Source organism: Gordonia araii NBRC 100433 (assembly GCF_000241265.1).
GTDB classification, from domain to species: domain Bacteria; phylum Actinomycetota; class Actinomycetes; order Mycobacteriales; family Mycobacteriaceae; genus Gordonia; species Gordonia araii.
In genome coordinates this window covers 22,816-47,224 of sequence record NZ_BAEE01000004.1, presented here as the reverse complement: position 1 = coordinate 47,224, position 24,409 = coordinate 22,816, and the positions used below count along the sequence as shown (strand labels likewise).

Genomic DNA, 24,409 nt, shown 5'->3' with positions numbered 1-24,409 from the left:
CCCCGGCGAAGATCTCGGATACTAAGTGGTCGGACACCGAGACCGTCTTCCGAAAGCACATCGAGCAACTCAGCGGTCGCGCACAATCGGTGCAGTCCGCGGCCGGCAACTTCGAGAAGCAGGAAAACAACAACGAGGAGGGGTTCCGCAATGTCTGACGCCCGGACCTACGACCTCCCCGCGATGAAGCAGTTCGTCGATGACCTGGACAAGCAGATCAGGATTCTCACCCAGATGCACGAGAACGCGCGGGGTTCGGCGAAGACGGTCCGCGCCGGGCTCACCGGCAAGACGGGCGAGACCTTCGAGACCAAGCAGAGCGAGTGGCAGCAGGCCGGCGAGGAGCGCCTCGAAGAGCTTCGTGCGATGCGCGACCGAGTCGCCAACGCGGTGAAGAACTACGAAGGGGCTGAACGCGCCAACGGCTCGATGTTCCAAGACCTCTGAGACGCTGATCCGGCGGCCGCGGGGCTCTTCGGCACCGCTAGGTGAGGCTTTCCGTGCAGGCGTCGAGGATCGCTTCGAAGCTTCCGGGTAGTAGCCGCGACGTCAACGCCTCCATCACGGCGCCGCCGCCACTGGCGGGATGGGTGTACTCGGACACCCATCGGACGTGCGTACCGCCGTCGACGGGAGTCAACGTGACCGACCCGTCCTGGTGGTCGATGGCGGGGATCGATTTGGTGATCCGGTAGTCGTAGCGATGGGGCGGGTCGAAGGCGATGATCTCCTCACGCGCCCACAACCCCACGGCGAATACCTCGCGCACCGCACCGACACCCGGACCGTCGGTTCCCGCCGCCCACCGGGCTCGGACGGCCAACGGCGCGGCCGTCAGATTCGTCGGCTCGGTGAGCCAGGCGAAGACGGTCTCGGGCGGCGCCGCGATGACGCGTTCGATGACGAGGTTGGCCACGGATCTCCGTTCGTGATGCTTCCGTGGCGAGCGTAGCCCGTCCCTCCAATACGGTGGTGTCATGCGGATTCCGGCCGGGCTCGACGCGCAGCGTCGCCTCGGACCCGACTGGGTGCGGTGGCTCGACCTCCTGCCGGCGCGCTGCGACGAATTGCTCGGCGAGTGGCGACTTGCGACAGCCGGCGCTCCGATGCACGGCTTCGCGTCGATCGTCGTGCCGGTGCGGACGTACGACGGCATCGACGCGATGCTCAAGATCGGTTTCGACGGAGCGGACGACACGGCCCAGGAGCACTTGGCGTTGCAGTACTGGGCCGGCGACGGCGCCGTCCTGATGTACCGCGCCGACCCGGCCCGGCGCGCTTTGCTGCTGGAGCGCCTCGACTCGCGCGACCTCACCGGCGAATGGGATCTGCACGCGTGCGAGGTGGTCGCGGGACTGTACCCCCGGCTGCACCGGCCGGCGCCGCCGCGGCTGCGCGCGCTGAGCGGGTTCCTGCACGGGTGGCTCGACGCCATGGCGAACGATGCCGCCGACATCCCCGTGCCGCGACGGCTGATCGATCAGGCACTCGCCCGTGGCCGCGAATTCGTCGCCGACCCCGCCTGCGACGGGCGGATCATCCACGGCGATCTTCACTACGAGAACGTCCTCGTCGGCGGTCGCGAGCCATGGCTTGTCATCGACCCGCAGCCGATGTCGGGCGATCCGCACTACGAGATCGCGCCACTGCTGTGGAACCGGTGGGAGGAAATGAACGGCTATCTGAGGGAATCGATCCGCCGACGGTTCGCCACCGTCGTCGAGGCCGCCGGGTTCGATGAGGATCGGGCCCGCGACTGGGTCACGGTCCGCATGATCCTCAACGCGCACTGGGCCGTCGAGGACGCCCACCGCATGAACCGGCGACTCGACGACGACGAGCGCGACTGGATCACCAAGTGCATCAGCGTCGCGAAGGCCGTACAGCGGTGACCGTCGACGACGCCGTGCCTATCAGCTGGCGACCACTTCGGAGGCGTGCTCGGCTCTCGTGCCCGAGTGTGGCACCGGACATCCGCCGGGGAAGGTCCCGAGCCGCTCGGTCACTGCCTCGCCCGGCCCGTAGGTCTTGATGCGATTGCTGCCTTCGAGCTGCTTGGGCCGCAGCCTCGGTGGCATGGCGCGCAGGAGCGCGGCCCGAGCCCGCATCCCGCCCCGCGCCGCGGCTCGGACGAGCGCGGGCGGTTCGGTGTACCGGAACGCGTCGAGCAGCGGCCGGTCCATCAGGGCGCGGGAGAACAGCGCCATCGCCGGGCGCAGCGGTCGCGGGTAGAAGGTGGTCAGGAGGTTCAGCGTCATGTCGGCAACCCGGCGCCCGCCGGTGTCGTAGGCGAAGTGTTCGTCCTCGTAGGCATGCATGAAGTCCGCGAACTCGTCGTAGGTGGCCGGCATGTCCTTGATGTTCATGTGCCGGCCGAGTTCGCGGTAATAGTTCACCGAGGCGACGACCTCGTCGTAGGTCAGCGGGCGCCAGCCGTAGTCGTCGATCCACCGCTTGGGCACGACGACGAAGGTCGCGAGCACGTAGCGCATGTCGTCGTTGGAGATGTCGTAGGAGCGGTGCATCTGGTTGATGCGCCGGATCGCCGACTTGCCCTCCGTCGACGCGATGCCGCAGACGAGTGGCCGCTCCAGGAGCAGGGCCGTGTCGTCGTAGCGCTTCTGGGTGTCGTCGAACCCGCCGCTGTCGGAGAGGAGCCGGCCGATACTCGGCACCGCATAGGTGCGGAAGAGGGCGAAGCTCAGCGATTGCGTGAAATCCCAGGGGAAGTCGTACAGCGACAGGTTGCGGTAGATCTGTTCGAAGTCGGTGTGCGGATCGAGCCCTCGATTGCGATTCCAACGGAACATTCTGGGTGCCTCCTCGTCGTACCACCTGAGCATAAGTCAACTTATGCTCAGGTGGCAAGGGGGTGCGCCGACCGTGGCAGAATCGTGCCCATGAGCCGCGCCAGCGAGAGTGTCGACCCGTCCCCGCTGCGCCGCCGCTTCCTCGACGCGGGCATGCGCGTGCTGGGCCGCGACGGTTATGCGGGATTCAAACAGGCGGCGATCTGCGCCGAGACCGGGTTGACGACGGGAGCCTTCTATCACTCGTTCCGCAACTGGGGTGAGTTCGAGAGGGCGTTGATCGACCACTGGCGCGACGAGGCGACCGACCGGCTGGTCGCCTGGATAGACACCCATCCGTCGCCGCACGAGCGTGTGGATGCGCTGATCAGCGTCGCCCTCGTGTTGCCGCACCGTTCGGAGGCGGCCATCCGCGTATGGGCCGCGGGCGACCCGCAGGTGCGCGCCGCGCTCGACGAGGTGGACCGGGTTCGGCGCGAGGCCGTCGCCCGCTACACGCGCGAGATCGGGGTCGACGCCGAGCATGCCGACCGGCTCGCCGGGACCGCGATGCTCCTGCTCATCGGACACGAGTCGGCCGGCACCGGCATCGATGAACTCGAATGGAGCATGCGGCACTCGCTGGAGACCGATCCGCACGTCCAGGCCGCTATCGCGGCGAGCGGGCGCTGAAATCTTCCGCCACGCGCAGGGACGTGGTCATAGTGACCACGTCGGCGCGCTACGGGGATGTTTTTGTCGTCGCTTCGGTCAGCAGCGCGTCGAAGGACTGGAGGAAGCGCTCGCCGTAGCCGGGGAGTGACTGCCCGTCGTAGACGATGCCGAAGCTGGTGCGGGCGCCCAGGATCAGGATCGTGACCGAGAACGAATAGCCGACCAGCGGCGAAAGCGCGGTGAGGTCGTCGATGGGCACGCCGAGCACGGTCCGAACCCGGGTGAATCCGGGATTGATGCCGACGTGGATGTCGGGACTCATCCGGTTCATCGACGCGCCGGACAGCACACGGAAGATCGGCCACGGAGCGCGTGGCGCGTCATCGGCGGCCGCGAGGTACAGCTCGGGCCGGTCGCGCTCGATCCGCTCGAGCTGATCGCGCACCGACGGGATCTGCTGTGCGACGGCCGTTTCGTCGGCTGCCAGGTTCAGCAGCGAGACGGACACGGCGTTGCCGGTGTGGCGGAACTCCTTGTCCAGGGTCACCGGCAGGGTCACGCGGACGTTGGACGACGCCGTGCCGGCCGGCGGAACCTCGCTGAGCGTTGCGCCGACAGCCGCCAGCAGGAATTCGTGAACCGAGGCGCCCTCGCGCTTGGCCGCGCGGCGCAGCTCGCGGGTGGACACGCTGTGCCACACCGCTTCGCGTTTCCCGGACTTGCTCAGCTTCGGCCAGTCTCGACCCTCCTGGCCGGCTTTCCAGATCTCTTCGAAGGCGGCCTTCGCGGTCTTCAACTCGTCGGGGTCGATGCCGCTGATGTGGAATCGCGGACTGGTGGCGAAACGGTCGAACTCGGCGAGCCCGTCGTCGTTGGTCTCGTCGGCGAGCAGGGCCGAGAAGGCGGCACCGGCGATGCCGTCGGAGAGGCTGTGGTGGACCCGCAGCAAGATGTATTGCCGCGCACCCCCGGATTCTGGGCTGAAGACGGTGAGATGCCAGAACGGGCGCCCGCGCTCGAGATGAGTGCCCATCAGCGTGCCGATCTGGGCATGCAGGTCGGCGTCGTCGCGATAGACGGCAGCGGTGACTTGGGCGTCGGTGTCGATCGCGTCCACCTCGATGACCCGCGGCCGACGCCAGCGTCCGCCTTCGATGCCGGTCCGGAACAGCGCGTACCGGCTGGCTCGCTCGGCGACGCGCTGCCGCACGGCGGCGATGTCGAGCGGGTCCGCCTCGCCCAGTTCCAGCAGCATCGCCCAGTGCGCTGGACGGCTGGGCGTGTCGAGGTGCAGGTACGTCTGGTCCTGCGGTCCGAGGGTGATCGTCGCGGACTCGCTCATGAGGTCAGACCGTGGCCATGCGCGAGCGGACGAGCTCGGTGAGGTCGTCGACGGACTTCGTCTCAAGCATCTCGCGCTCGGTGAGCTTCACGCCGAGGCGCTCCTCGATCGCGACAACACCGATTGCCAGCGCGACCGAGTCGAGGCCGAGATCCTCCACCAGGCGGGCGTCGCCGGACACCTCGTCCAGCGAGAGGTCGAGATCCTCGACGAGGATCTCCTTCAGCGTGCTTTCGACATGATCGGACATTGGGGCCTCCTGGGATTGGGGAATAGGCGCACTACGGCCCGTCTCCGAGGCGGACCGTGGCGAGAGTCACCGCAAACCGTAGTAGACGCTGCGTGCATCTGCAAGGTATACCTAACCTAAATCTTCTCAACCTACCCTTTGCGGGACCAAAGTCTTGAAAAACGATCAGAAATCATTTGGAGGTCGTACCCCGATGAACACCCTTGTTCAGGAATGGCTCGCGAGACCGGCGTCGGAGACGACCGGTCTGCACAGTGGAGATGATCCGTCGGATCTCCGGTTCCGTACGTGGGCCGAGGTGCGCACCGCTGGGCGTAAGGCGGCGGCCGGTCTGGCCGCAGCCGGGATCGCCCACGGCGACGCGGTAGCGATCCTCGCCGGCGACCCCGGCGACGTCGCCGACCTCGTCCAGGCGATCTGGCTGCGCGGCGCGTCGTTCACCATGCTGCACCAGCCCACCCCGCGCAGCGACCTGGCGGTCTGGCTCGAAGAGACCCGCGAGGTCATCGCGATGCTGGGCGCCAAAGCGCTGATCGTCGGCGACCCGTTCGCGGAGCCGCTCGCCGGAATGGACGTCGGGACGAAGGTCGTCACCGTCGCCGAACTCGACGGTCACGACGAGGTGCCCGCGGTCGACATCGCCGCCGACGACGTCGCGATCCTCCAGCTCACCTCCGGCAGCACCGGGACGCCCAAGGCTGTCGCGATCACCTTCGACAACGTCGAAAACAACCAGAAGGCGATGCTCGCCTCGGTGGAGCCGTCGGGCACCGACGTCGCCGTCAGCTGGCTGCCGCTCTATCACGACATGGGCATGATCGGCCTGATGGTGATGCCGATGCTGGAGGACGCTGTCGCGGTCATCACCACCCCGCTGGCCTTCCTCAAGAAGCCGCAGTCGTGGGCCGAACTGATCACCCGATTCGGCGGCACCTGCACCGCCGCGCCGAACTTCGCCTACGCCGTGCTCGCCAAGCGCCTGCGCCGCGCACCCGACGGTGCCTACGACCTGTCGTCGCTGCGAGTGGCGATCAACGGCGCCGAGCCGATCGACGAGACCTCGCTGGAACTCTTCATCTCTGAGGGTGCGCGCTTCGGACTGCGCCCCGAGGCGATCATGCCCAGCTACGGCATGGCCGAGACGACGCTCGCCGTCTCCTTCGACACGCAGCACCAGCGCTACGCCATCGACACCCTCGACGCGCATGCCGCCGAGTCCGAAGGCGAGGTGCGCCGCGTCGACGAGTCCACCCGGACGCACGTCCGGCTCGGGCACCCCGTTCCCGGGATCGAACTCAAAGTCGTCGACGACGAGGGGGTGCAGCTCCCGGCCGACCGCATCGGCACGATGCTCGTGCGCGGACGAGCCGTCACCGCGCGCTACCTCAAGCCGGGAGGCTTCGTCAGCGCCATCGACGAGAACGGCTGGCTCGACACCGGCGATCTCGGCTACGTCACCGAATCCGGTGAGGTGGTCGTCGCCGGCCGGAAGAAGGACGTCATCATCGTTTCCGGCCGCAACATCTCGCCGACCGTGATCGAACGCGCGGCCTGCAGCGTCGCCGGTGTGCGCCCCGGCAATGCCGCGGCCGTCGCCTACCGCCGGCTCGACGGGCGCGAAGGGATCGCCGTTGTCGCCGAATCGGAGCTGGCCGACGACAAGGCCGAAGCGGAACGTATCCATGACGAAGTGGCCCGCGCCGTGTTCGACGCCGTCGGCGTGTCGGTGTCGGTCGTCACCCTCATCGGCAAGGGAGAACTGCCGAAAACGCCGTCTGGCAAGATCCGTCGCCACTCGGCGGCCGACCTCGTTGTTGCGAACTGAGGAGCCCATGAGTATCGAAACCGACATTGACGCGCTCGCCGACCTCAGCATCGGCTTCACCCCGCACCCGGCCGAGGCGGAGCAGCGCTATCGCGAGGCCGGTCTCTTCGCCAACCGCGCCCTGTGGCAGATCGTGGAACAGGCCGCCGCTGCGACCCCCGACCAGGTCGCCGTCACCGACGCCGCCGTCGGACGCACGCTGACCTACGCCGAACTCAACCGGGCGGCCCGTGCCCGTGCCGCCGGATTCGTCGACGCCGGGTTGCGGCCCGGCCAGCGCGTCGTTCTGCAACAGCACAACTCGGCCGAGTTCGCCGTCACGCTGCTGGGCCTGCTGCGGGCCGGGCTGGTGCCCGTCATGACCCTGCCGGCGCACCGCATCGCCGAGATCGCCCATCTGGCCGCCGGCGCCGACGCGGTCGCTTACCTGACCGAGGACGGTCGCCGCGGCTACGACTATCGCGACCTCGCCGCCGAGCTGGTCGGGCGAGTGCCGAGCGTCGAGCACGTCTTCGTCGACGGGGATCCCGGTGCGTTTTCGGCACTGCCCGACTCCGACCCGGACACGACCGAGCTGCCCGAGCCGAATGACCCGAACCTTCCCGCGCTGCTGCTGGTCTCCGGCGGGACGACGGGACTGCCGAAGCTGATCGCCCGCACCCACAACGACTACGTCCTCAACGCGCGGCTCTCCGCGAACATCACCGGGCTGACCCGCAACGACACCTACCTCGCCGCGCTGCCGGCCGCGCATAACTTCGCGCTCTGCTGCCCGGGCATCCTCGGCGTCTGGTCGGCGGGCGGGCACGTCGTGTTCACCGACAATCCCAGTCCCGACTCGGCCTTCGACCTCATCGAGGCCAACCGGGTCACCGTGACGGCACTCGTCCCCGCGCTCGCCCAGGTGTGGTGCGCGGCCACCGAGTGGGAACCGGCCGACGTCTCGTCGCTGCGCCTGCTGCAGGTCGGTGGCGCGAAGCTCGCCCAGGCCGACGCCGAAGCCCTCGACGCCGCGCTCGGCCCGGTCACCCAGCAGGTGTTCGGGATGGCCGAGGGCCTGATCTGCTACACCCGCCTCGTCGACGACCGCGACGTTGTCCACCAGGTGCAGGGCGCGCCGATGTCCGCGTTCGACGAGGTGCGCATCGTCGACGAGAAGGGCGAGGACGTACCCGACGGACAGGACGGCGAGCTGCTGGTTCGCGGGCCGTACACGATCCGCGGCTACTACCGTGCCGGCGAACAGGCGGCGCAGTCGTTCACACCGGACGGCTTCTACCGCTCCGGCGACCGGGTACGGCGCTTGCCGTCGGGTCACCTTGCGGTAACCGGGCGGATCAAGGACACCATCGTGCGCGCCGGTGAGAACGTCGCCGCCGACGACGTCGAGGAGAACCTGATCGCGCATCCGTCGATCCGGCAGGCCGCCGTCGTCGGCGTGCCAGACGACAGCCTGGGCGAGCGGATCTGCGCGCTTGTCGTCACCTCGCACGAACACCGACCGGGTCAACCGCTGGAGCTGTCGCAGGTTCGCGGGTTCCTCGCCGAGCGGGGGATGGCGCAGTTCAAGCTGCCCGACGAGGTGCGCCTGGTGCCCTCGCTGCCGGTGACCGCCATCGGGAAAGTCGACAAGAAGGTGCTCCGCGCGGAACTCGCGGCAGCCCGGTCCTGACGCATCCACCACCAATTCTGATCAGAAGTTCTTAGCGAGGTAATACGCATGTCGGTAGCCAGTTCGGAAGTCTCGACGGACCTTGACGTCCGTGCCGAGGTCGCCGCTGTCCTGGGGGTCGACGCCGACTCGCTGGCGGCGGAGAGCGATCTGGTGATGCACGGGCTGGACTCGCTACGCATGATGCGGCTGGCCGGCCAGTGGCGCAAACGCGGGTACGACGTCGATTTCGCCCGTCTGGCCGAGCAACCGCGGCTCGACGCGTGGGCCGCCCTCCTCGGGTCCGACGTCCCCGCCGACCGTGCCCAGATTCCCGCCGACCGTGCCCAGATTCCCGCCGACCGTGCCCAGATTCCCGCCGATCGTGCCCAGATTCCCGCCGATCGTGCCCAGATTCCCACCGACCGTGCCCAGGATCTCGCCGAACCGTTCCCGCTCGCGCCGATGCAGCACGCCTACTGGGTGGGCCGGTCGGATAGCCACGCCCTCGGCGGCGTCGCCGCGCATCTCTACATCGAGTTCGACGGCGACGTGCCCACGGACGGGGAGGCGGCCGAACGCTTCGCCGCCGCCGTCGAGGCACTCGCGCAGCGGCACCCGATGCTGCGGGCGCGCGTGCACTCCGACGGCACCCAGAGCATCGGCGAGCTGCACCCGCAGGCGTGCACCGTGCACGACCTGCGCACCGCGACGATCGAGGAGGTCGACGCGGACCTCGCGCGCCGGCGTGCCGACGGCACCCACCGGATGCTGCCCGTCGACGAGGGCGGGATGTTCGCCGCCGAGCTGACGTTGCTGCCCGGCGGACGCAGCCGAGTCCACCTCGACGTCGACATGCTCGCCGCCGACGCCATGAGCTACCGCGTCCTCATCGACGACCTGGCCCGTCTCTACATCGGCGAGGAACTGCCTCCCCTGCTCAGCACCTACCGGGAACTGAGTGCCGCGCGTACCGCACGTCCCGCGCGGGAGGCCGACATCGCCTGGTGGCGCTCGCGCATCGCCGACCTGCCGGGCGCCCCCGAACTGCCTACGGCCGACTCGACCGCCGGCGCGGAAACCGTCCGTCTGCACCACCGGGTCGACGCCGACGCGTGGACCCGGCTCGAAGCGCACGCGCGCAGCCGGGGCGTGACCCCGGCTGCCGCGGTCGCCGCCGCCTTCGCCGAAGCGGTGGGCACCCATTCCGCGTCCTCGCGGTTCCTGCTCACCGTGCCGATGTTCGACCGCGATTCGGCCGACCCGCGCGGCGAGCACCCCGACCTCGAGCACGTCGTCGGCGACTTCACCTCGTCGATCCTCGTCGCGGTGGACCTGAGCCGGCCCGCCACGCTCGCCGAGCGTGCCGCGCAACTGCGCCAGGAGATGCACGACGCCGCAGCGCACGGTTCGTTCGGAGGCCTCGACGTGCTGCGCGAACTCAGCCGCCACCACGGCGAGCCGGTCGTCTCACCGGTGGTGTTCACCAGCGCACTGGGTCTGGGGGAGCTGTTCTCGCCGGTCGTCACCGAGCAATTCGGCTCGCCGTCGTGGATCGTCTCGCAGGGACCGCAGGTGCTCCTCGACGCCCAGGTCACCGAGGTTTCCGGCGGACTGCTGCTCAACTGGGACGTCCGCGTGTCCGAGCTGCCGCGCGGCGTCGCCGAGGCCATGTTCGCCTACTACGTCCGCGTGCTGGACCAGCTCGTCGCCGGTGATTGGGACGTCCCGGCACCAGACCCGGTCGATGAGGAGACCCGCGCACAGCGGCTTGCCGTCGAGCAGCCGCTGCCGGATACCGATGTCTTCGACGGGACGCTGCACGGCCACTTCCTCGCGTCCGTTCCCTCGCGCCCGGACGCACCGGCGGTCATCACCGACGATCGGACCTGGACCCACGCCGAACTCGCCGACGAGGCCCGCCGGGTCGCCGGGGCTTTGGTCGAGGCCGGGGTCGGTCGCGGCGACACCGTCATCGTCAACCTCCCCAAAGGCGGCGGGCAGGTCGTCGCGGCGCTGGGCGTCCTCATCGCCGGCGGTGCCTACGTTCCCATCGCCCCGACTCAGCCGGCCGCGCGCCGCGAGCGAATCATCACCGTCGCCGAACCGGCCGCCGTGCTCACCGACCGTCCGGCCGAATGGGCCGACGCCGCCGCTCGCGTCCTCGACCTCGCCGACGCGGTGACACACGCGCCCGCCGACCCGGTCGCGGTCACCGGCGACGACCTCGCCTACGTGCTGTTCACCTCCGGCTCGACCGGACTGCCCAAGGGCGTCGAACTGCCGCACCGCGCGGCCGTCGCCACCCTCACCGACCTCGTCGCGCGGCTGAAGCTGGGTCCGCAGGACCGCAGTCTGATGGTGTCCTCGCTCGAGTTCGACCTGTCGGTCTTCGACGTCTTCGGCCTGCTCGCCGTCGGCGGCGCGGTCGTGGTGCCGGGTGACGACGCGACCACCAAGGTCGACGACTGGGTTCGGCTGCTGGGTGAGCATCGGGTCACCGTGCTCAACTGCGTGCCGTCGATCCTGGGCATGATCCTCGACCTCGCGCCGCTGGCCCCGTCGGTCCGGGAGATCATCATGGGCGGCGACAAGGTCGACGTCTCGCTGCTGCAGCGCGTCGGCGAGCAATCGCCGCATTGCCGTGCGGCCGGTCTGGGCGGGACCACCGAGACCGCGATCCATTCCACCTACTGCGCGGCGTCTGACCTGCCGGAAGGCGCTTCCTTCGTGCCCTACGGCGTTCCGCTCGCCGGCGTCCGATGCCGGGTGGTCGACGAGCGCGGACGCGACCGGCCCGACTTCGTGCCGGGCGAGCTGTGGATCGGCGGCGCCGGTGTCGCGGCCGGTTACCGCTCCGACCCGGAGCGCACCGCCGACCGCTTCGTCACCCACGAAGGGCATCGCTGGTACCGCACCGGCGACGTGCTGCGCTACCTGCCGGGCGGGTTCCTCGACTTCCTGGGCCGCGCCGACCACCTCGTCAAGGTGCGCGGCTACCGCATCGAACTCGGCGAGGTCGAGGCAGCGCTGCTGCGTCAGCCCGCGGTCAGCGGCGCGGTCGCGTGGTCGGACGGACGGGATCTGCGGGCCGCCGTCGCACTGGACGCCTCCCACGACGAGGTCAGCGGCGACGACCTGCGTACCGCTCTGGCCGTCGACCTGCCCGAGCACATGATTCCCCGCTCGATCGCCGTTCTGCCCGAGCTGCCGCTCACCGGCAACGGCAAATACGACCGCAAGAAGGTCCTCGACCTCGCCGCACCCGACGAGGCGCTCGGTGCCACCGCGCCGCGCACGCCGGTCGAGGAGGTGCTGGTCGACGTGCTCGCCGAGGTGCTCACCGCCCGGGCGCCCGGCGGACCGGACAGCGAGAACGCGATCGGTGTGCACGACGACTTCCTCGCGCTCGGCGGCGACTCGGTGCTGGCGACGCGCTTCGTCGCGCAGGTGCGCGAATGGCTCGCGGTGCCGCAGCTGTCGGTCGCGGACGTCTTCACGCGCCGCACGGTCGCCGGACTGGCCGAGCGGATCGTCGAACTCGACGCGGATGTCGACCTGGCCGCGGCCGACTATCTCGAAGTGATGGCCTTGTCCGACGAGGAGGTGGCAGCCGAACTCGCCGAGTGGGCACCTCAACCCCGCCCAGTGGGCACCTCAACCCCGCCGAGTGGGCACCCGGCCGGCGATGATGCCTCCCTCGCCGATCGCCTCAGCGCCGAGACGATGGACCCGCAGAACCATGCGGCGATCATCCGCGAATGGCTCAACCACCCCAAGTCGAAGTATTGGGAGATGCTGACCGCCTCCGAGGAGGAAGTCGCGAAGATGATTCGCGACGCCGACACCGGCAGCCCGTACGGGATGCGACTGGGGTACCTCGACGGCAAGCCCCAGTTCCTCTTCGAGCTCTACGACCCGACGATCAGCGAACTGGCCGACCCGGCCACCGGGTACGTGCACGCCGACGGCGACATCGGCATGCACCTGCTGGTCGCCCCGACCGAACAGCGGATCGCCGGCTTCACCGCCGAGGTGATGCTGCACATCATGCGGACCGCGTTCTTCGATGCGGGCGCAGCGCGCGTTGTCGTGGAACCCGACGTCCGCAACACGCACGTGCAACGGCTCAACGCCGTCGTCGGGTTCACCGTCGCCGGCGACTACCCGGTCGGCAACAAGACCGCGCGCCTGAGCTACTGCACCCGAGACGACTTCATTCGGCTCACCGACAGCGGCCGGCGCCTCGCCGACCTCGACGACGAGACCGAAGGCTAGGAACGAATGTCGACCACGAACACCGACGTGGCCCAGGTCCGCGAGGCCTGGGACACCTACCGTCTCCGGCTGGCCCGCAAGATCCTGGCCGAGCTGTGCCACGAGCAGATGGTCACCCCGCAGCGCCACGACGGCACTGACCGCACCTACGCGGTGCGCTCCGACGACGGGCGCACCACCTACACCTTCGACGCCGAGGTCCTCGCCCTCGATTCGTGGTGCATCGACGAGGCCAGCCTGCGGCGCAGCGTCGACGGGGCCGGTTTCCCGCTCGACCCGGTAGCGCTGATCGTCGACTTCGCCGAGACGATGGGGCTTGCCGGTGACGATCTCACCGCCTACCTCGAAGAGGTGGTGAACACCCTGGCGCTGGGCGCCGGCCGGCCCGCCGAGTTGCGGGTGACGGCCCGGGACCTGGCTCGTGGGGAAACCGATCCGGTAGTCGCCTTCCAGTCGGTCGAGGCGGCGATGACCGAGGGGCATCCGTGCTTCATCGCCAACGCCGGACGCATCGGCTTCAGCGCCGACGATCTGCACCGATACGCGCCCGAGTTCGGTCCGCGGATGCGACTGAACTGGCTGGCCGTGTGGGCCGACGACGTCGAGTTCGCCGCGATGTCCGACGTCGACTACGACTCGCTCCTCGATTCTCAGCTCGGTGCGGCGCAGCGCGCCCGGTTCGACGCGAACCTCATCGAACAGGGCCTCGACCCGGCCGACTACCGGTATCTGCCAGCCCATCCGTGGCAGTGGGCGAATCGGGCGGCGCGTCTCTTCGCCTCGGAGGTCGCCGCGCGGCGCATCGTCGATCTCGGTCCCTCCGACGACGAGTTCCAGCCGCAGCAGTCGATCCGCACGCTGTTCAACGTCACCGACCCGTCCCGGCACTACACCAAGGTGTCGCTGTCGATCACGAACATGGGCTTCACGCGCGGGATGTCAGCCGACTACATGAGCACGACGCCGCTCATCAACGACTGGGTACGCAGCCGCATCGGCGACGACGAGTACCTGCGCTCCATCGGATTCGAGGTCCTCTACGAGGTCGCCGCGATCGGCTACCGCAACCCCGCGCTCAACGCCGCGACCGAACCGGGCTCCGAATACCGGAAGATGCTCGCCGCGTTGTGGCGGCAGTCGCCGGTGCCGCTGCTGCGCGACGGCGAGGAACTGGCGACGATGGCCGCGCTGCTGCACGTCGACCACACCGGAGCACCGCTGATCGGCGCACTCATCGAGCGGTCCGGGCTGTCCCCGCTGGCCTGGCTGCGGCGCTACCTGCAGGCGTACCTGCATCCGATCGCCTACCTGCTGTACGCCCATGAGCTGAAGTTCTCCCCGCACGGCGAGAATCTGATCCTGATCCTCGACAACGGCGTTCCCGGACGGGTCATCCTCAAGGACATCGGCGAGGAGGTCTTCATCCTCGGCGAGTGCGACGACCTGCCGCCCGAATGCGCCCGCGCCCGATCGGAGGAGGCCGACGAGACCCGCAATCTGGGGATCCTCTCGGACGTCTTCGACGACTTCTTCCGTCCGCTCGCCGCACTGCTGCACGGCTACGGTCTCGTCGACGATCGTGACTTCTGGGCCGAGGTTGCCGCCAGCATCGACGCTTTCCAGGCGCAGCACCCCGAACTCGTCGATCGCTTCACCCGGTGGGACCTGTTCGCTCCGACGTTCGGCGCGATCCACCTCAACCGCCTGCAGTTGCGGAATCGGCAGCGCATGGCCGACCACGAGATCCCGTATGCGTCGATGGTCGCCGCCGGACACGACCTGGCCAATCCGATCGCTTCGGCGTCGGGAGACCAGGAGGACCAGGCAGCGCCGGCCGCCGGCGCCGCCGACCGCGACGATCTTTCGACGACGGTGGGTGCGCGATGACCGTCCAATACGAGCACGAGACCATTCGCGACGAGTGGGGAATCCCGCACGTGTGGGGGACGACCGCCGCGGGCGTCGTCTACGGCCAGGGGCGCGCGTGCGCCCAGGACCGGGCATGGCAGATCGAGTTCCTGCGGCTACGCGCCGAGGGCCGGACCGCCGAGGCGTTCGGGCCGATCGCCGTCGAGTGGGACCGTTTCGCCCGCCGTTCCGGGATGGATCGTTCCGCGCGCGCCGTCTACGAGCGGTCGACGCCGCGCACGCGTGAGCTGCTCGACGCCTATGTCGCCGGCGTGAACAGCGCGTTGGAGTCGTCGCGCGCACCCGAACTCGACGAGCTGGACCACCGGCCGAGCCCGTGGCAGCCGTGGACGCCGATCGCCGTCTTCCTGATGCACCACATCCTGTTCGGGCGGTTCACCACGAAGCTGTGGCGCGTGCAGACCGCGCGCGCCTTCGGCCGCGACGGGTTGACGATGTTCGACTTCGAGGGCGACGGCCCGCTGTCCGCCGACGCACCCGACCTGCCCGACGAGGAGTTCGTCGCCGATCTCCTCGCCGGTCTCGCCGACCGTGGTCTCGATACCGGTCTTCCGGGCGGTGGTCTCGATACGCCGAGTCGCTTCGCTCCCCGGCACTCGACCACCGACAACGCCGACCGTGCCCAAGATCCCGCCGACCGTGCCCAAGATCCCGCCGACCGTGCCCAAGATCCCGCCGACCGTGCCCAAGATCCCGCCGACCGTGCCCAGAATCCCGCCGACTGTGCCCACCCCGGCGATGCCATCTCGGGCAGCAACGCGTGGGGAGTCACGTCGGCGCGGACGTCGACCGGCGGCGCCCTGATCGCCGGTGACCCGCACCGCTTCCTGGAACTGCCCGGCATCTACTTGCAGTGCCAGCTCGGCTGCCCGGAGTTCGACGTCGTCGGGTTCGCCTTCGCCGGCGTCCCGGGCGTGCCGCATTTCGCGCACGCGCAAGAGGTGGCGTGGGCCATCACCAACGCGATGGGCGACTACCAGGACCTCTACCGCGAGAAGCTCGCTCGCGACGGCGACGGGATCACCGCGCTCACCCCAGACGGCGTGCAACCCGCGCAGTCGTGGACCGAGACGATCGCCGTGCGCGGCGGCGACGACGTCAGCGTCGAGATCGTCGTGACCGAGAACGGCCCGGTGATCCTTGGTGGGGCCGACGAAGGATACGCATTGAGCCTGCGGAGCCCCATGCTCGCCGGCTCCGAGGGCTTCAGTTTCGACGCGGTTCTCGACCTGCTGTTCGCCCGGTCGATCGCCGATGTGGAGGACGCGCTGGAATCGTGGTCAGAGCCGGTCAACCGGATCGTCATCGCTGACGCGGAGGGCCGCGTCCACCGGCAGGTCGTCGGGGCGATGCCGCGCCGCGCGTCGGAGAATTACTGGCTACCGGTTCCCGGGTGGGATGAGCGCTACCGGTGGGCCGGGTATCACGCGGCATCGGTCGCCGACGAGAGCTTCGACGGCGAGGTCGCCGACAGCGCGGTCATCGCCAATCAACGGATCACCGACTGCCCGCCGCTGCAACCGGTGACGACCGAAGCGGTGGCGCCCGGGCGGGCCAACCGCATCACCGAACTGCTGGCCGACGACGAGAACGTGTCGGTCGACGCATGCACCGAGATTCATCGCGACGTGTACCTCGACGACGCCTCGGATCTGGTGGACCTGATCAAGCCGCTGACCGGTTTGAGCGCCGGTGCCGAGCAGATCCGTGCCCGGTTGGTCGACTGGGACCGGTCGATGGCCGCCGACAGCGTTGAGGCCTATCTGTTCGCGGCGTTGCGCACGCGCCTCGTCGGTCCGATCGCCGGTCACGACGCGCTGGCCAAACTCCGCGAGCCGCACGGATTCTCACCGATCTTCGACCCCTGGTTCGCGCCGCATCCGCGCATCGGGGCGGCGTTCGCGACTGTGCTTTCGCGCTCGGCCGGCCTCGGCGTGGACACGGCCGGGCTCGCGGCTACGAGCCTGGAATCGCTGGCCGAGACGACCGGCGGTGGAGCCGATGCGCCCACGTGGGGAGAGCACCACCGGTTCGCCCCGATCCACGGGTTCGACCTGATGGGCGCGTCGCCGGCGCACCCGGAGCTGGCCGCGCGCGTCCGGCCCGATCGGGCACCGCTCGGCGGCGACGCCGAATGCGTCTTCGCTAACGCTAGTGCCGTCGGGTTCGACGACCAGTGCCGCGTCGGATCAGCGGCCCGCTATGTATGGGACCTCGCCGATCGCGACCGCGGCCGCTGGATCGTGCCCATGGGCGTCGACGGCGACCCGGGTGCCGCCCACTTCCAGGACCAACTGCCGCTGTGGGCCCGTGGCGAGACCATTCCCGTCGTCAGCGACTGGGCGGTGCTGCGCGAAGTTCGAGGCGCATCCGACGGGGCGGACCCGTCCGTATCCGACGTCCACGCATCCGAAGCAGCTGCTGCCACTCCGGGAGGATCCCGATGACCGACACCCGCGAAGCTCGCAAAGAACTGCTCCGCCGCCGCGCCGCCCAACGCCGAGTGGGCACCTCACCTTCGCCGAGTGGGCACCTCACCCCCGCCGAGTGGGCACCTCAACCCGACCGAGTGGGCACTCCTGCCCCGAGCGGGCTCGGTATCGCCGAGCGCCGGCTGTGGCGCATCCACCAGCTCGACCCGGCGTCGGTGTCGCACAACATCACGCTGCTCCTCGACGTCGAGGGCACGACGACCGAGCGACTGGTCGCCGGTATCGAGAGCGTCGTCGCCAACGCGGAAGTACTCGGGTCCGTCATCGCCGTCGACGACGCGGGGGATCCGCGTCGTGAGCCGGTCGAGGTGAAGGGCCGGTGGATCGAGCCGGGCGGCCTGTGGGCGCTGGGCACCGGACCGCTGGGCGAGGGGATCAGCGCTGAGCAGACCGCGGCTGCCCTGGCCCGCACCCCGTTCGACCTCACGCGTGAGGCGCCGCTGCGCGCCCGGGTGTTCGGGTCGACCGTGGTACTCAGCTTCCATCACCTCGCCGTCGACGACACTTCGTGGCCGCTGCTGCTGGGCTCGATCCTCGCGGGTGGTTGGCCTGTCGGGTCGCCGGGTCTCGATACGGGTTCTCGCCTAGCGGCTCGAACCCACTCGACCACCCAGGGGGTGCGTTCGGCCACTGATGAGGCCCGCTCGACCGCCCATGGGGGGCGTTCGGCTACCGATGAGGCCCGCTCGACCGCCCATGGGGGGCGTTCGGCTACCGATGAGGCCCGCTCGACCGCCCATGGGGGGCGTTCGGCTACCGATGAGGCGCACTCGACCACCCAGGGGGTGCGTTCGGCTACCGATGAGGCCCGCTCGACCACCCAGGGGGTGCGTTCGGCCACTGATGAGGCGCACTCGACCACCCATGGGGGGCGTTCGGCTACCGATGAGGCCCGCTCGACCACCGAGGGGGCGCACGCCGCGACTGCGGCCCGCGTCGACCTTGCCGTCGAGCATGCGCGTGCGACGTGGGCTGCCGACGATGTGCGATTCCCGCTTTCGGGTGAGCTGCCCGCGACCTCGCCGGAGCAGAGTTGGCTCGCACCGCTCGACGAAGCCCCCGGGCGCCAGCTGCGCCACGATCTCGACCAGGCCGACCTAGCGGCGTTCTCAGCGTTCGCCCCGACCGTCGGCGGCACCCCCAACGCGGCATTGATCGCGTTGGCCGCACTCGCCGTCACCACGCTGACCGGCGCCTACGACCACGTTCTGCTCGTACCCGCCGACAACCGGCAGCCGAGCCAGACCCCCGACAGGGTCGGCTACTGCGGCAACATCGTCCCGATCCGCTTCACCTTCGACGAGACGGGCACCGTCGGCGAGGCGATGCGCGCCGGACTGGCCGCGATCTACGCCTCCATGGAGTACACCGACGTCGATTTCGGTCCGGTGCTGACCGCACTGCGCCAAAGCGGCGGCCGGTTCCCGGTCGTGGAGATGATGGCGTCGGTCCGCAACGCGCCCATGCACGGCATCCCGGTCCCCGACGGCGTCCGCGTCGACTACCGGTCGATCTCCACCGGCATCGCGCCGTACCCGATGACCCTGGCGATCGAACTCGCCGACGACGAACCAGGCCCGCTCGCGACCGCTCCCGGCGCACGGGCACATCTAGAAGTCGACTACCAGCTCGGCACCGGCGAAGTGATCGCCGATCGTGCCGTCGAGGTGGTCGCCGCCCTGTTGCACCGCATTCCGACCGCCGTCGACGAACCGTTGACCGCGCTGGTCGAGAGCGTCGCAACTCCGACGGGAGCGCGATGACGCGTACTCCGTCTACCCACCCCCCGACAACGATGAGGCAGCGCATGACAGAGCAATCCGAAGCACCACAGAGCCGGTTCTCCCGGCCAGGACACGGCTGGGACCGTGTCGGTCAGCAGCTGATCGGTGCTGCCGCAGCAGTCGCCGATCGAGGTCAGCGCGCCCCGCTGCCGATCGGTGCGCCCGAGGAGGTGCTCGCGCAAGTGGCCGCCGAACTCGGTTCGCGGGATCTGCCGGCCGCCGGAATCGGTGAGCAGGCCGCACTCGACCGGATGGCGCGCATCGTCCACGAATACGGACTGAACCTCACCCACGAGCTGTGCGCGGCGCACCTGCAGCCGCCGCCGCTGTCGGTGGCCGTCGCCGCCGACGCGCTCGCCAGTGCGACCAACGCCTCGCTGGACACCTACGACTCCGGTCCGGCGACGCTGGCCATCGAGTCGTGGACGGTCGAGGCGCTGGCCCGGCTGGTCGGATTGCCGTCGACGTCGGGGGGCGTCTTCGGTCCGGGCGGCTCGTACTCGAACCTGCTGGCAATGCTCATCGCCCGCGACCAGGCCGGTGCGAAACGCGGCATCGACATTCGGCAGCACGGCGTGAGCGCGCTGGGCGCACCGGTCGTCCTGTGCAGCAAGGTCGCGCACTTCTCCGTCCAACGTGCTTGTGCGGCACTGGGATTGGGCGAGTCGGCGGTGATCACCGTCGATTGCGACTCGGAGCACCGCATGCTGCCCTCGGCGCTGGAGGCCGTGCTCGACGACCTGGCATCCGCGCCCGGACCGCAGCGGACGCCGTTCGCCGTGGTCGCGACCGCCGGCACCACCGACTTCGGCACGGTCGACCCGTTGCCCGAGATCGCCGAGATCGCCCACCGCCACGGCCTGTGGCTCCACGTCGACGCCGCCTACGGGTTCGGAGCCCTGTTCTCCGATCGCTTCGCCGGGCTGCTTGCCGGCATCGAGCTGGCCGATTCGATCACCCTCGACCTGCACAAGGTCGGGTGGCAGCCGGCGGCGGCGAGTTTGCTGCTGCTGGCCGACACCGACAGCTTCTCGTCGCTGGACCGCTCGGTGGCCTACCTCAACCCGGAGGACGACCTGCAGGCCGGATTCGGCGGCCAGCTTGGACTCACGTTGCAGACGACGCGCCGCCCCGACGTCCTCAAGGTCGCGACGACACTACTGGCCTACGGGCGCAGCGGGCTCGGCGACATGCTCGACGCCTGCCACGACCTGGCCCGGCACGCGCAGGAACGCATCGACACCGAGCCGCAACTGGAGCTGGTGTCGGAGGCGACGCTCACCACCGTGGTGTTCCGTTACCTCTGCGACGACCTGGACATCGACCAGGTCAACGCCGAACTGCGACGCCGTCTGATCAGCTCGGGCACGGCCCTGATCGGTCGCACCCAGGTGCGGATCGGCGCCGACGGCGAGCCGCGCACCTGCCTAAAGCTGACGCTGCTCAACCCCGAGACGTCGCCGGCCGACATCGGACGGCTCTTCGACGAAATCCTGCGGGTCGCTCTGGAAGTGGAATCAGAGGGCCTGCCCGCCGCACTGAACGTAGGAGCTGCACATGAGTGACCCGACGACTCGAGAACAGGTGGAGGTCCTGGCGATCGGCTGCGGCCCGTTCAACCTCGGCCTGGCCGCCCTCGCCTCCACCGTCGACGACGCCGACGTCCTCGTCGTCGATTCCTCCGACCGCTTCGCCTGGCACCCGGGGCTGATGTTCGACGACGCCAAGCTGCAGGTCAGCTTCCTGTCGGACCTCGTCTCGCTGGTCGACCCGACGCATCCGCTGTCGTTCCTCGCCTATCTCGCCGACGTCGACCGCCTCTACCCGTTCCTGGTGCGCGAGGACTTCTTCCCGACGCGCCGCGAATACGAGGCGTACCTGCTGTGGGTCATCGACCGCGTGCAGGGCCTGCGGTTCGGCACCACCGTCGAGGAGGTCCGCTGGGACGAGGAGGCCGAGCACTTCGAAGTCGACCTGACGACCGGAGCCGACGGATCGTCGACGGTGATCGCGCGCCACGTGGTCGTCGGCATCGGCACCGAGCCGTTCGTCCCCGACGCGGTGGCGGCTGACTCACCGTCGCTGATCCACAGCGCCGACTACCTGTTCCGCCGCGACGAGGCACGCGCGGCACAGTCGGTGACCGTCATCGGTTCCGGCCAGTCCGGCGCCGAGATCGTCGCCGATCTCCTGGAGGCCAACCTCGACGGCGGCCCCGCGGTGCGCTGGTGGACGCGGACCCCGTGGTTCGCGCCGCTGGACTTCACGAAGCTGTCGCTGGAGATGACCACCCCCGCGTACATGGAGTACTTCCACTCGCTGCCGGAGCAGACCCGTGACGAGGTCCGCAAGGGTCACTGGCAGTTTCATAAGGGCGTCTCGAGCGAGACGCTGGCCCGGCTGCACGACCTGCTGTACCGGCGCGAGTTGCTCGACAAGCTGCCGGCCGTGCAGTTGCGCAACGGTGTGGAGATCGAGGGCATCGAACCGATCTCCGACGGCGGTCTGCGGGTGCGCGGCCGTCACGTCGACACCGGGAACCTGTTGTCGCACAACACCGACCTGGTGATCGCGGCGACCGGCTACACCGAGCGCAAACCGCGGTTCCTCGGGCCGATCGACGACCGGCTCAAGCGTGACTCGCGCGGCCGGTTGGTGATCGGGGCCAATCACTCGGTCCTGGCGGACGGCGCACTCGCCGACCGCCTGTTCGTGGCCAACGCCGAACACCACGCCTACGGCGTCTCCGCGCCGAACCTGGACATCGGTGCGGTGCGCAACGCCAAGATCCTCAACACCGTCCTGGGCCGCGAGGAGTACCGCCTGCAGCGCCAGACCGCCTTCACCAGCTTCGGCGTCGGCGACGACCTCGTCGTCGAGTAACCGTTCCCGACTTCACTGACTAACCCTGATTTGGAAGGACCGAGTGACAATGACCGCGATTGCGACATTGGTTCGCGAGCCCGAGATCTGCGCCACGTGGGCGCGCGCCGGACTCGCCGACACACACCTTGTCTATGAGAAAGCCGACGAATGGGTGTTCGCCGGCGGCATCCGCAGCGAGATCATCCTGACCGCGCGCGATGTTCGGATCATCGTCCGCGATGGCGACGGTGAGCCGTCGGTGCGCACCTCGTCGTACAGCGTGCGGCCGGCACAGGCCCTCGAGGAAGCGCTCGCGAGCCTGGATCTCGACGAGTGGCGGGCGTACGGCTGGGTCGGCTTCGACTTCTGCGCGCCCTTCCTCGGCGCGGCCGGGTACCTGGCCGACGACGACGTGCTCGCCCACATCTTCGTCCCCGAGTTCGAGGCATTCCTGTCCCGCGACGGCGGAATCCGCTTCGCCGGCGCCGACGAGGAATTGCGCCGCCGGATGCTCGAACTGGCGGAGGAGCCGATCACCGTCGACGAGTCCGCGCGCCGTCCGCTCTCGGTGACCGAGGACCCGACGGACTACCGTGGCCGGGTCGCGACGGCGATGGGCGAGATCCGGTCGGGCCGCTACGAAAAGGTCATCATGTCCCGCGAGGTGACGGTGCCCTTCGACGTCGACATCCCGGCGACCTATCTGACCGGGCGTCTTGCCAACACACCCGCCCGGTCCTTCATGTTCCGCCTGGGCGGCCTCGAAGCCGCGGGCTTCTCTCCGGAGTTGGTCGGCTCGGTCGACGCCGACGGCGTCGTCACCACCGAGCCGCTGGCGGGCACCCGCGCGTTCGGCGTTTCGCCGCAGGCCGACGCGGCCGCTCGCGAGGAGTTGGAGAACGACGCGAAAGAGATCGTCGAGCACGCCATCTCGGTGCGCACCTCCTACGCGGAGGTCGCGACCGTGGCCGTGCCGGGGACGACGGCGGTCAGCGAGTTCATGACCGTGCGCCCGCGCGGCAGTGTGCAGCACCTGGCGTCGACGGTCGTCGGTCAGCTGGCGCAACCGCATTCGGCCTGGGATGCGCTGGAGGTCCTCTTCCCGTCGGTGACGGCCTCCGGCATCCCGAAGTCGCCGGCCATCGACGCCATCTACCGGCTGGAGGCCACCCGCCGCCGCGTGTACTCCGGCGCGGTGGTGACGGTGTCGTCGTCGGGCGACCTGGAGGCCGCCCTGGTGCTGCGATCGGTGTACCGGGACGGCGAGCGCAGTTGGCTGCGGGCCGGCGCCGGGGTCGTCGGGCAGAGTAACCCTGAGCGCGAGTTCACCGAGACCTGCGAGAAGCTGGGCAGCGTCGCCCCCTATCTCGTCGCCGATCCCGGGCAGGCCGGCCGATGAGCGCCGGGCTGAGCGAGGCGCGGACCTTCGGCCATCGCCACGTTGCGCCGCTTCGGTAAGACCGACTACCTCAAGGCGGTCGCCGAGCGGGCGATCGACGGCGAAGAGGTGATGTGCATCGGCGCGTCGGAGGAGTCCGGCGGATCCGATCTGCAGATCGTCGAGACTCTGGTCTCGCCCGAGGCGTCGGGTGGCGCAGCGGGATTCCGCGTGCGCGGTCGCAAGAAATTCTGCTCGCTGTCGCCGATCGCCGGGCATATGATCGCGGTCGCGCGCAAGGAGGGCAGCAGCCACGGCGACAACGTCGTCATCGCGGTGCCGATGGATGCGCCCGGCGTCGTCGTCGGCGAACGCTATCGCAAGCTGTCGGCCGGCCCGCTCGACACCGCCCCGGTCGACATCGACGCATGGGTGCCGGAGGAGGCGCTGATCGCGCGCGCCGGCACCGGTCTTGCAGTCATCAGCTGGGGACTGGCGCACGAGCGGCTCTCGGTCGCGGCGCAGGTGGCGTCGGCGTGCGACCTCATCCTGGGTATCACGCTGGCGCGGATGATGGACCGTGAACAGTTCGGTAAGCGGCTCTACGACCACCAGGCGCTGCGTCTGCGCGTCGCCGATCTGCACGCGCGCGTCGACACGCTGCGTTTCGCGCTGGACGGGATCGCCGCGGCCGGGCCGATGAACCTGCGCACGGCCGCCGCGATCAAGGTGACGTCGGTGCGGTTGGCCGAGGAGGTGGCCGGTGAGTGCCTGCACATCTTCGGCGGCTCGGGCTTCCTGACCGACGAAACCCCGCTCGGCCGGTGGTGGAAGGACATCAAGCTCGGCCGGGTCGGCGGAGGCACGGACGAGGTGCTCTGGGAGCTCGTCGCCGCCGCGATGAAACCGAACACCGAGGCCTACGAGAACCTGTCTGCGCACATCGTCTGACGGTCCCATGGGTGCGGGTATCGAGGCCGTCTTGCGGGGTCTCGATACACCCCAGTCGCTGCGCTCCTGGGGCACTCGACCACCGTGGGTTCGGGTGGCGAGTTCGTGTTGCGGGGTCTCGATACGCCCGACTCGGCTAGCGCCTCGCCGGGCACTCGACCACCGTGGGTTCGGGTGTCGAGTTCGTGTTGCGGGGTCTC

At 69.4% G+C, this 24,409-nt stretch carries 16 protein-coding genes and 1 pseudogene; 13 read left to right on the top strand and 4 right to left on the bottom strand.

Annotated features, from left to right (window positions below; translation table 11 throughout):
- Nucleotides 1-150 precede the first annotated feature (150 nt).
- The gene (locus tag GOARA_RS00370) at nt 151-447 is read left to right on the top strand and encodes a WXG100 family type VII secretion target (RefSeq protein ID WP_007320285.1); all 297 of its coding nucleotides are present in this window, start codon (nt 151-153) and stop codon (nt 445-447) included.
- A 37-nt stretch (nt 448-484) separates the two neighbouring features.
- Here GOARA_RS00370 and GOARA_RS00365 read toward each other — a convergent pair whose 3' ends face one another.
- Nucleotides 485-916: an SRPBCC family protein gene (locus GOARA_RS00365; RefSeq protein WP_007320284.1), complete on the bottom strand. Its 432-nt coding sequence runs from the start codon at nt 914-916 to the stop codon at nt 485-487.
- Between the two features lie 61 nt (nt 917-977).
- Between GOARA_RS00365 and GOARA_RS00360 the strand changes: the two genes are divergently transcribed.
- A complete protein-coding gene (locus GOARA_RS00360; RefSeq protein ID WP_007320283.1) occupies nt 978-1,892 on the top strand; it encodes an aminoglycoside phosphotransferase family protein in 915 nt (304 codons plus the stop codon).
- Between the two features lie 21 nt (nt 1,893-1,913).
- Here the strand turns inward: GOARA_RS00360 and GOARA_RS00355 are convergent, their stop codons facing one another.
- Nucleotides 1,914-2,810: an oxygenase MpaB family protein gene (locus GOARA_RS00355; protein ID WP_007320282.1), complete on the bottom strand. Its 897-nt coding sequence runs from the start codon at nt 2,808-2,810 to the stop codon at nt 1,914-1,916.
- Nucleotides 2,811-2,900: 90 nt separating this feature from the next.
- Between GOARA_RS00355 and GOARA_RS00350 the strand changes: the two genes are divergently transcribed.
- Nucleotides 2,901-3,482, top strand: a complete 582-nt coding sequence (locus GOARA_RS00350) for a TetR/AcrR family transcriptional regulator (protein WP_007320281.1) — start codon at nt 2,901-2,903, stop codon at nt 3,480-3,482.
- A 49-nt stretch (nt 3,483-3,531) separates the two neighbouring features.
- On the opposite strand, the gene GOARA_RS00345 is transcribed toward GOARA_RS00350, so the two are convergent.
- A complete protein-coding gene (locus GOARA_RS00345) occupies nt 3,532-4,806 on the bottom strand; it encodes a wax ester/triacylglycerol synthase domain-containing protein (RefSeq protein ID WP_007320280.1) in 1,275 nt (424 codons plus the stop codon).
- A 4-nt stretch (nt 4,807-4,810) separates the two neighbouring features.
- Nucleotides 4,811-5,080, bottom strand: a complete 270-nt coding sequence (locus GOARA_RS00340; protein ID WP_280985218.1) for an acyl carrier protein — start codon at nt 5,078-5,080, stop codon at nt 4,811-4,813.
- 169 nt (nt 5,081-5,249) lie between these two features.
- Between GOARA_RS00340 and GOARA_RS00335 the strand changes: the two genes are divergently transcribed.
- The 10 genes and pseudogenes from GOARA_RS00335 to GOARA_RS00285 form a co-directional block, all read left to right on the top strand.
- On the top strand, nt 5,250-6,881 hold the full coding sequence (locus GOARA_RS00335) for a long-chain-fatty-acid--CoA ligase (protein WP_007320278.1): 1,632 nt from the start codon (nt 5,250-5,252) through the stop codon (nt 6,879-6,881).
- Between the two features lie 7 nt (nt 6,882-6,888).
- Complete coding sequence (locus tag GOARA_RS00330; RefSeq protein ID WP_007320277.1) at nt 6,889-8,553, top strand: (2,3-dihydroxybenzoyl)adenylate synthase; 1,665 nt, start codon at nt 6,889-6,891, stop codon at nt 8,551-8,553.
- Nucleotides 8,554-8,601: 48 nt separating this feature from the next.
- The gene (locus tag GOARA_RS00325) at nt 8,602-12,810 is read left to right on the top strand and encodes a non-ribosomal peptide synthetase (RefSeq protein WP_007320276.1); all 4,209 of its coding nucleotides are present in this window, start codon (nt 8,602-8,604) and stop codon (nt 12,808-12,810) included.
- Between the two features lie 6 nt (nt 12,811-12,816).
- Nucleotides 12,817-14,697 carry an IucA/IucC family protein gene (locus GOARA_RS00320; RefSeq protein WP_007320275.1) on the top strand — a complete coding sequence of 627 codons (1,881 nt, stop codon included), beginning with the start codon at nt 12,817-12,819 and terminating at the stop codon, nt 14,695-14,697.
- Entirely contained in the window at nt 14,694-17,186 is a 2,493-nt protein-coding gene (locus GOARA_RS00315) for a penicillin acylase family protein (RefSeq protein WP_007320274.1), read from the top strand. The genes GOARA_RS00320 and GOARA_RS00315 overlap by 4 nt, the downstream gene beginning before the upstream one ends.
- A complete protein-coding gene (locus GOARA_RS18710; RefSeq protein ID WP_007320273.1) occupies nt 17,183-18,994 on the top strand; it encodes a hypothetical protein in 1,812 nt (603 codons plus the stop codon). Before GOARA_RS00315 ends, GOARA_RS18710 begins: the two co-directional genes overlap by 4 nt.
- 44 nt (nt 18,995-19,038) lie before the next feature.
- A complete protein-coding gene (locus GOARA_RS00300) occupies nt 19,039-20,580 on the top strand; it encodes a pyridoxal phosphate-dependent decarboxylase family protein (protein ID WP_007320272.1) in 1,542 nt (513 codons plus the stop codon).
- Nucleotides 20,573-21,898 (top strand): lysine N(6)-hydroxylase/L-ornithine N(5)-oxygenase family protein, encoded by a 1,326-nt coding sequence (locus tag GOARA_RS00295; protein WP_007320271.1) that lies wholly within the window; start codon nt 20,573-20,575, stop codon nt 21,896-21,898. Before GOARA_RS00300 ends, GOARA_RS00295 begins: the two co-directional genes overlap by 8 nt.
- Nucleotides 21,899-21,947: 49 nt before the next feature.
- Entirely contained in the window at nt 21,948-23,279 is a 1,332-nt protein-coding gene (locus tag GOARA_RS00290) for a salicylate synthase (RefSeq protein WP_007320270.1), read from the top strand.
- 27 nt (nt 23,280-23,306) lie between these two features.
- Nucleotides 23,307-24,209, top strand: a pseudogene (locus tag GOARA_RS00285) (acyl-CoA dehydrogenase family protein); the annotation flags it as partial.
- Between the last annotated feature and the right edge of the window lie 200 nt (nt 24,210-24,409).